An 8,096-nucleotide genomic window follows, 5' to 3' on the forward strand; every position below is an offset into this window, starting at 1 on the left:
GCACACTAACGAACTTATATTGCAGCATCATGAATATTTTGTTGCAGAATGATGACGATAACTTATTGAATTAATTGTCGTATCATTAAACAATAGCCAAAATGAGACGCCCAATGAGCAATCCATTATTAGAAAATTACCCATTACCGCCTTTCTCTGAAATCAAACCTGAGCATGTAGAGCCTGCTGTAACACAAACGATAAGTCAGGCTAGACAAGCAGTAGATAAATTACTGACACAGGTGAGCCATCCCACATGGGAAACCTTGGTTGAGCCAATGGAAGACATTGATGTGTCAATCGATCGTGTTTGGTCTCCAGTCAGTCATATGAACTCTGTAGTGAATTCGGATGAATTAAGAAAAGCTTATAACGCTTGTCTGCCGATGTTGAGTGAGTTCGGTACAGAGCTGGGACAAAATGAAGACTTGTACCGTGCTTATAAACAGCTGGCTGAGAGTGCGGTGTACCCGTCGCTGGATACTGCCCAGAAAAAAGTCATTGATAATGCCGTCAGAGACTTCCGTTTATCCGGGGTAGAACTTAATCAGGCTGACCGTGATGAGTATAAAAACATCACGCAAAAACTGACCGAACTGAGTGCTAAGTTCGAAGAAAACCTGATGGATGCGACACACGGCTGGAAAAAGCATATTACGGATAAAGACATGTTATCTGGATTACCTGAGTCGACCATTGCCATGGCAGAGCAATTTGCCAAACGTGACAATGTTGAGGGCTGGGTATTTACGCTGGATTTCCCCTCATATATGCCGGTCATGTCTTATGCAGATAATCGTGAATTTCGCGAAGAAATGTACACCGCCTTTGCGACTAAAGCTTCTGATCAGGGACCGAATGCCGGCCAGTGGGACAATACTCAGGTCATGGCCGATATTCTCAAGCTTCGTCATCGTTTAGCTAACTTACTTGGCTTTGCTAACCACGCTGAACGCTCTTTAGCGACAAAAATGGCACAAAGCCCAGAACAGGTGATGGATTTCCTCAATGATCTGGCTGAGCGTAGTAAACCGATAGCCATTAAAGAATTTGAAGAATTAAAAGCCTTCGCAAAAGAAACAGCAGGCATGGATGAATTACAAGCATGGGATGTCACTTATTTTGCCGAGAAACTACGCCAGCAACGCTATAGTATCTCTCAGGAAGAGCTCAAACCATATTTCCCAGAAGATAAAGTCGTGAATGGTTTGTTTGCTGTGGTAAACCGCTTATACGGATTGGTTATCAGTGAACGGACGGATATCGATACCTGGCATAAAGACGTACGTTTTTTTGAAATCCGCGAATCAAACGGTAACTTACGTGGCCAGTTTTATCTGGACTTATATGCTCGCCAACACAAACGTGGCGGCGCATGGATGGATGAATGTCTGGTGCGCCGAAAAACAGCCAAAGGTCTGCAAACACCGGTGGCTTTCCTGACTTGTAATTTCTCTGAGCCTGTCGGTGATAAGCCGGCCTTATTCACTCATGATGAAGTCACGACCTTGTTCCATGAGTTTGGTCATGGTCTGCATCATATGCTGACAAAAATTGATTATGCCGGTGTGTCAGGAATTAACGGTGTTGCTTGGGATGCGGTCGAGTTACCCAGTCAGTTTATGGAAAACTGGTGCTGGGAAAAAGAAGCCCTAGCGTTTATCTCTGGCCATTATGAAACGGGTGAACCATTGCCCGATGATTTGTTAGAAAAAATGCTAGCAGCAAAGAACTTCCAAAGCGCCATGATGATGATGCGCCAATTGGAGTTTTCATTATTCGACTTCCGCATGCACAAAGAATATGACCCAGCGTTAAGCGATGGCGAAAAAGAAAGCTACATCCAAGGCATAATCGACGATGTGCGCAGTAAAGTAACGGTGGTGCCAACAGTTGAATACAACCGTTTCCAAAATAGCTTTAGCCATATTTTCGCTGGCGGCTATGCTGCGGGTTACTACAGCTACAAATGGGCAGAAGTATTAAGCGCCGATGCATTTTCTCGCTTTGAAGACGAAGGTATTTTTAATACGGGAACTGGGCAAAGCTTCTTAACTGAAATTTTACAAAAAGGTGGAAGCGAAGAACCCGCTGTTTTATTCGAACGTTTCCGTGGCCGCGCACCAACGACCGACGCACTGTTGCGCCACTGTGGAATTAACACATCAAACAATACAGCAGGGACTTTGTAATGGGACAAAAGATGATTCAGAAACGCTTTATCGCTGGTGTTGTTTGCCCTAAATGTGGCGAGATGGATAAAATCCGCATGTACTGTGATGAAAACGGTGACGAACTTCGTGATTGTGTTGCCTGTGGTTTTACTGAAACCTATACCCAACATAAAGAAGCGAAAGAAGCCGAAACCAGCGAACCTCTTTACGAAGAGCTAACGACCCGCGTAACTCCAGTAGGTAAAACCATTTACGACGACGAAGAGAAGCCGCTCAAAATTATGGACCCCGGTGCTAACCGAAAAGATCATTGATATTTTGCGCCAGACTCACGCAATAAGCCCATGTATTCCCACATTCTGAGCATGGGCAGCTACACTTCAAATAAGCATAATTTGAAGGAGCTTTATCGTGAGTCCAAAGTCGACCTCATTAGCATCTATATTCATCATATTCATAACCAGTGGCTGGGTACTATTTAGCCACTGGGAAGCAGTACCACTATGGTTAAGTATCCCTTGGGCATTAGGCATATTGGGTTCACTAGCTAGTAGCGTAATAACCCCAAAAACTCCTCTAGAAAAAGCCGAGCCTACCGTCCCAGATGCGAATAACTCTGATTCTGACGCAGCCGATAATATTAGCCATATTGCAATTGCCAGTGCTGACGTTTCTTTTGCCGCAGACAAATTACGCGTTCGAATCTTAGGCGAAATGCAAAACGTAAAAGTGATTACAGACTCAGCAGTTCAAATATCTCAAAATATAGACAAAACAGTGGAAGACTCATCGCTACTAACCAATATCGCCAAGCAAACACGTACAACGAGTAAAGAAGGGCAAGAGGCCGTTAAACGCGCAAGTGAAAAAATGGATAAAACCAGAGATCAGGCCTTGAATACTGCAGAACTAATTGCACAACTTGAAGGCAGCTCTACAGACATCTCAGATATCACTAATTCTATATCAAGTATTGCAGAGCAAACCAACTTATTAGCCCTTAATGCCGCCATTGAAGCCGCACGCGCAGGTGAGACAGGGCGAGGATTCGCCGTGGTTGCTGATGAAGTTCGAAGCCTAGCAAACCGTACATCTGAAGCGACAGAAGAAATTGCTCAAAAAGTTACTAAAATTAATAAAGAAACTCAATTAACCAATGAGAAAATGAAATGCTTAGTAGATGAAATAGAAGAAAGCCGTAATGAAACAATCAATGTTAATAAACAGCTAGAAGAAATTCTAACTCTGACCCAAGAAGTTGAAGAGCGTGTAATTGGCACAAACAAACGCACACTCGAAAATAAAGAACATCAAGTTCAAGTCAATTCAGCGCTAGAAGAATTCTCAGTCGAAATGCAAGCCTCAGAAATAGATATCCAAGGTATTTCTGAACGAGCTATGGGTCTAGCTGAACTAGCTGAAAAAATTTACGACCAAACGGGTACTGAAGGTTTAAATGGATTTCACCAAGTAGCAGTGACAGAAGCACAAAATGCATCCCGAGAAATATCAGCGAGTTTAGAACAAGCCATTGACTCTGGCGAGCTAACTCAAGCGCAAGTGTTCGACTATAACTACCAAGAAATACCAGACACAAATCCTCAAAAATATAACACCGCCTACGATGCTTACTCTGATAGAAAATTCCCTAGCGTTCAAGAACCTATTCTAGACCGCCACTCAAATATTCTATATGCAGGGGCTGTTGATATTAATGGTTATTTCCCGACTCATAATAAAAAATTCAGCCAGCCTCTAAGCGGTGATTATGACAAGGACTTATTAACAAATAGAACCAAGCGCATCTTTGATGATCGAACGGGAAAACGCTGTGGCTCTAATCAAAATGAGTTTTTGCTACAAACGTATAAACGCGACACTGGTGAAATTTTGCATGATTTATCAATACCAATTTATGTGAAAGGAAAGCACTGGGGCGGATTCCGGTTGGGTTATCAAAGCTCCTAAAAATTAATAAACACATACCATTACAACCCCTTCGTTTTTTAACCGAAGGAGTTGTCTAATATTAGCAGCTCAGCAAACTGATATTTTTTAGCTAGATTTACATAACTTAAATAATACCTTGTGCCAGCATAGCATCAGCCACTTTTACGAAACCTGCGATATTCGCCCCATCAACATAGTTAATGCTTCCATTCTCACGAGTACCATGTCTTAAACACGCTTTATGGATGCCCTTCATAATTTCCAATAAACGCGTATCAACTTCGTCACGGGTCCAAGAAAGGCGCATTGCATTTTGGCTCATTTCTAAACCTGACGTAGCTACGCCACCGGCATTACACGCCTTACCTGGTGCGAATAAAATACCGTTGTTTTCAAACACCGCAATCGCCGCAGGACTGCAAGGCATATTCGCCCCTTCTGCAACACACTGCACACCGTTTTGAACTAATAGCTGCGCATCATCAATATTTAATTCATTTTGAGTCGCACACGGTAAAGCAACATCCATTTTAAAATGCCAAGGAGTACACTTAGGAAAATATTCTAAACCTGCCTCTTTTGCATACGCTTCAATACGACCGCGCTCTTCATTTTTAATACGCTTCAACATAGACAGCTTTTCAGTCGTAAAGCCTTTCTCGTCATAAACCGAGCCTGCAGAATCCGATACAGACACAACACGAGCGCCCAACTGTAACGCTTTTTCCACAGCATGCTGGGCCACATTACCCGATCCTGAAATACCAACTCGCAACCCTTCAATAGAACAGCCTGATTTAAGCAGCATTTCTTGAGCAAAATAAACAAGGCCGTAACCCGTAGCTTCCGGTCTAATTAACGAACCACCAAAGCTTAAATCTTTACCCGTAAATACGCAGTCAGTACGATTGGTAATCTTTTTAAACATCCCCGCCAAATAACCAATTTCACGAGCACCTACACCAATATCACCCGCAGGCACATCAGTGTCGGAACCAATATAACGATACAGCTCTGTCATAAAGGCCTGACAAAAACGCATAACCTCTCCCTTACTTTTTCCTTTTGGATTAAAGTCAGAACCCCCTTTACCAGAACCCATAGGCAAGGTTGTTAAAGAGTTTTTTAAGGTTTGCTCAAATGCTAAAAATTTAAGAACTGACGGGTCAACAGAAGGGTGGAAACGCAAACCACCTTTATACGGACCAATCGCAGAATTATGCTGTACTCGATAACCACGATTGACTTGAGTAAGGCCATTATCATCAACCCAGCACACTCGAAATTGAATAATACGCTCAGGTTCAACCAAACGTTCTAACAAAGCATCCTCCGCGTAATGAGGGTTCTTGGTTATAAAAGGCCAAAGACTATGAATAACTTCTGAAACAGCCTGTAAATATTCTGGCTGACAAGGATTTCGCTTAGTAACAACTTCTAAAAATTCATCAACCGATTCATAACGCATGAAAAAACCTCATAAAATAACCCACGAAAAAGGGGAATGCATTCTCGCCAATATAAAAGTTAAAAGCACCTAATTTATTGATTATTTTTTAATATATAGAGACTAGAAGGCTGAGATTAGGACGCTTGCAGAGAGGGTTTAAGTTACTTAAAAGTCTGATAAGTTTATATTTCCTAAAAAAGAATAGAAGGGTTTGTCGCCCTAAAGGACGACTTACATTTAATAAAAATACCATCTGATTACCAAAACATATCACTGAAACAACACTATAGGTGGTCTTTTGGCCAACAATGAAATACCTTCAATTGAATTTAAATTTCACTTTAAATTCAAACTATTTTTATCTCCCACAAAAAAGCCCAGCAACGCTGGGCTTCATTTACGCAATAATATCGATATCTGAATTATTCAATAATTATTTACGAATACCTTCTAGGTATAATTCAATTTCTACGTGAGTAGAAGCAGGCCCTAAGTTATAGGTAATACCATAGTCTGCTAGCTTCAAAGTTGTTTTACCTTCAAAACCGACACGGTAACCTCCCCAAGGATCTTTACCTTCACCAATCTTTTGCACAGGGAAGCTAATTGTTTTTTCTACGCCATGTAGAGAAAATGTACCTGTTACTACAGCATTATCATCATTTTTAACTTCAAAATCTGTACTTTTGAAAACTGCTTTTGGGAATTTTTTTACGTCCAAAAAATCAGAGCCTTTTAAATGCTTATCACGCTCAGCATGATTCGAGTCGATACTGGCAGTTTCGATAACAACTTCTATTTCAGATTTTTCTGGTGATGCCGCATCGTAAGAAAAACCACCGTCAAAGGTGTTAAAACGTCCTAATAACCAACTATAACCAAGATGCTTAATTTTAAATTGAACAAACGCGTGAGCACCTGCTGTATCAATTTTATAATCTGCAGCTTGTGCTGACACTGAAAACAATGAAGCCAGTGTTAAAGCCGATGTCGTAACTGCGGTTAGTAATAACTTTTTCATGCATCCTCCTAAGGATAGTTTTATTTTAAATCAGTTGTAGGGCGAATCATTTTCAATAAAGTATTATCTTTATTAATAACATGATGCTTAATTGCGGCCATGGCATGCAATGTCACCATTAAGATCAAACTCCAAGCAAGTAGCCAGTGAATATCACCTGCAATATCTTCTTGGTTTTCAAAGCTAATCGACATAGCAGGTACTTCGAACAACCCGAATACCTCAATGCCTCGTCCATCAGCTGTCGAAATTAAATAACCCGTAATCATCAGTGCCAACATGACACCGTATAAGAGTAGGTGTACATAATGTGCCGCCTTTTTTTCAATTGGGCCGCCGCTAATTTCAGGATTGGTATTAATCCAACGCCACGTAATTCTTATGATCCAAACGATTAATAAAGTGAGACCAATACTTTTATGAAGATCTAGCGAGCCTCTATACCAGGCGTCGTAATAGGTTAATTCAACCATATATAATCCAAGACCAAATATGCCGAAAATACCAAGAGCCATCAGCCAATGTAAGGCAATTGAGACCCACCCATAACTGCTTCTACTGTTCCATACCATGATGTATCTCGTTGCTAATGCTGTATAAATTTAATGATCTTAATCAATTAACCTACTGTACGCTGAAACTACTTGTTGAAAAATAGACAAAAAAGGGAAACTATTGTGCATATATGCACAACTTGGGCATAACTTATTACTTAGATTTTTAAATTCAGGAATAGCCAATGACACAAGCCAGTTGGGATGACTTTCGTATCGCTTATCAAGTTGCAAAGTCTGGCACGCTAACCAAGGCGGGTAACCTGTTGCAAATGAATCACGCAACGGTGCTGCGCCATATAAACCGCTTAGAAGAAGCCCTTGATACTAAGTTGTTTATCCGCCATCAGCGCGGTTACCAATTAACCGATGCCGGTGAGTTAGTGGTTAAAGAGATACCCGACATTCAAAAATCTTTTAGTCGTTTAGAAAATCTAATGAGCAGCGCAGAAAAAAATATCAGTGGGAATTTACGCATTACGACCTTAAGTGATTTTTCACCACTATTGAATCCAGCGCTAAAAGCATTTCGCCAAGCCTACCCCAAATTACGCATTCAAATTATTGCTACCGATGATGTTATTCCTCTAGCAACTGGGGCTGCACACGTATCATTGCGAGCAGGTGGCCAGCCTAATGAACCAGACTTGATTGTGAAAAAACTTAATCCCCCCGATATTAATTACTATGCCGCTGATTCTTATGTTGAAGAATATGGATTGCCCAGAAATGAGAATGAATATAATCAACATCTATGGGCGCTTCCAAGTAATGAAAAACGAAAAATTCCTTTTGTAAAACAGGTACTTAAGCACATTAATGAAGAACAGATTATTTACCAAAGCAATCACTTTCCAGATATTCATAATGCGGTAATTGAAGGAATGGCTATTGGTCCGATGGGTGTTCATCACGCGAACAAATGTGATAACTTGCAAAAGTTAGAT

At 41.0% G+C, this 8,096-nt stretch carries 7 protein-coding genes; 4 read left to right on the forward strand and 3 right to left on the reverse strand.

Going from position 1 to position 8,096, the window contains the following annotated elements:
* Positions 1-113: 113 nt before the first annotated feature.
* From prlC to B3014_RS12715, 3 genes are all read left to right on the forward strand, one after another.
* The gene (gene prlC, locus B3014_RS12705) at positions 114-2,192 is read left to right on the forward strand and encodes an oligopeptidase A (RefSeq protein ID WP_289286997.1); all 2,079 of its coding nucleotides are present in this window, start codon (positions 114-116) and stop codon (positions 2,190-2,192) included.
* Complete coding sequence (locus B3014_RS12710; RefSeq protein WP_289286998.1) at positions 2,192-2,488, forward strand: YheV family putative zinc ribbon protein; 297 nt, start codon at positions 2,192-2,194, stop codon at positions 2,486-2,488. Before prlC ends, B3014_RS12710 begins: the two co-directional genes overlap by 1 nt.
* A 97-nt stretch (positions 2,489-2,585) precedes the next feature.
* A complete protein-coding gene (locus B3014_RS12715) occupies positions 2,586-4,142 on the forward strand; it encodes a methyl-accepting chemotaxis protein (RefSeq protein ID WP_289286999.1) in 1,557 nt (518 codons plus the stop codon).
* Positions 4,143-4,248: 106 nt separating this feature from the next.
* Here B3014_RS12715 and gdhA read toward each other — a convergent pair whose 3' ends face one another.
* The 3 genes from gdhA to B3014_RS12730 all read right to left on the reverse strand — a co-directional run bounded on the left by gdhA (position 4,249) and on the right by B3014_RS12730 (position 7,167).
* Positions 4,249-5,592, reverse strand: coding sequence for an NADP-specific glutamate dehydrogenase (gdhA, locus tag B3014_RS12720; RefSeq protein ID WP_289287000.1), 1,344 nt, complete (start codon positions 5,590-5,592; stop codon positions 4,249-4,251).
* Positions 5,593-6,007: 415 nt separating this feature from the next.
* On the reverse strand, positions 6,008-6,595 hold the full coding sequence (locus tag B3014_RS12725; RefSeq protein ID WP_289287001.1) for a YceI family protein: 588 nt from the start codon (positions 6,593-6,595) through the stop codon (positions 6,008-6,010).
* 20 nt (positions 6,596-6,615) lie between these two features.
* Entirely contained in the window at positions 6,616-7,167 is a 552-nt protein-coding gene (locus tag B3014_RS12730; protein ID WP_289287002.1) for a cytochrome b, read from the reverse strand.
* Positions 7,168-7,334: 167 nt separating this feature from the next.
* Between B3014_RS12730 and B3014_RS12735 the strand changes: the two genes are divergently transcribed.
* Positions 7,335-8,096, forward strand: a 762-nt coding sequence (locus B3014_RS12735; protein WP_289287003.1) for a LysR family transcriptional regulator, incomplete at its 3' end; no start/stop codon positions are given.

Source organism: Methylophaga sp. UBA678, assembly GCF_002299105.1.
Taxonomy (GTDB): domain Bacteria; phylum Pseudomonadota; class Gammaproteobacteria; order Nitrosococcales; family Methylophagaceae; genus Methylophaga; species Methylophaga marina.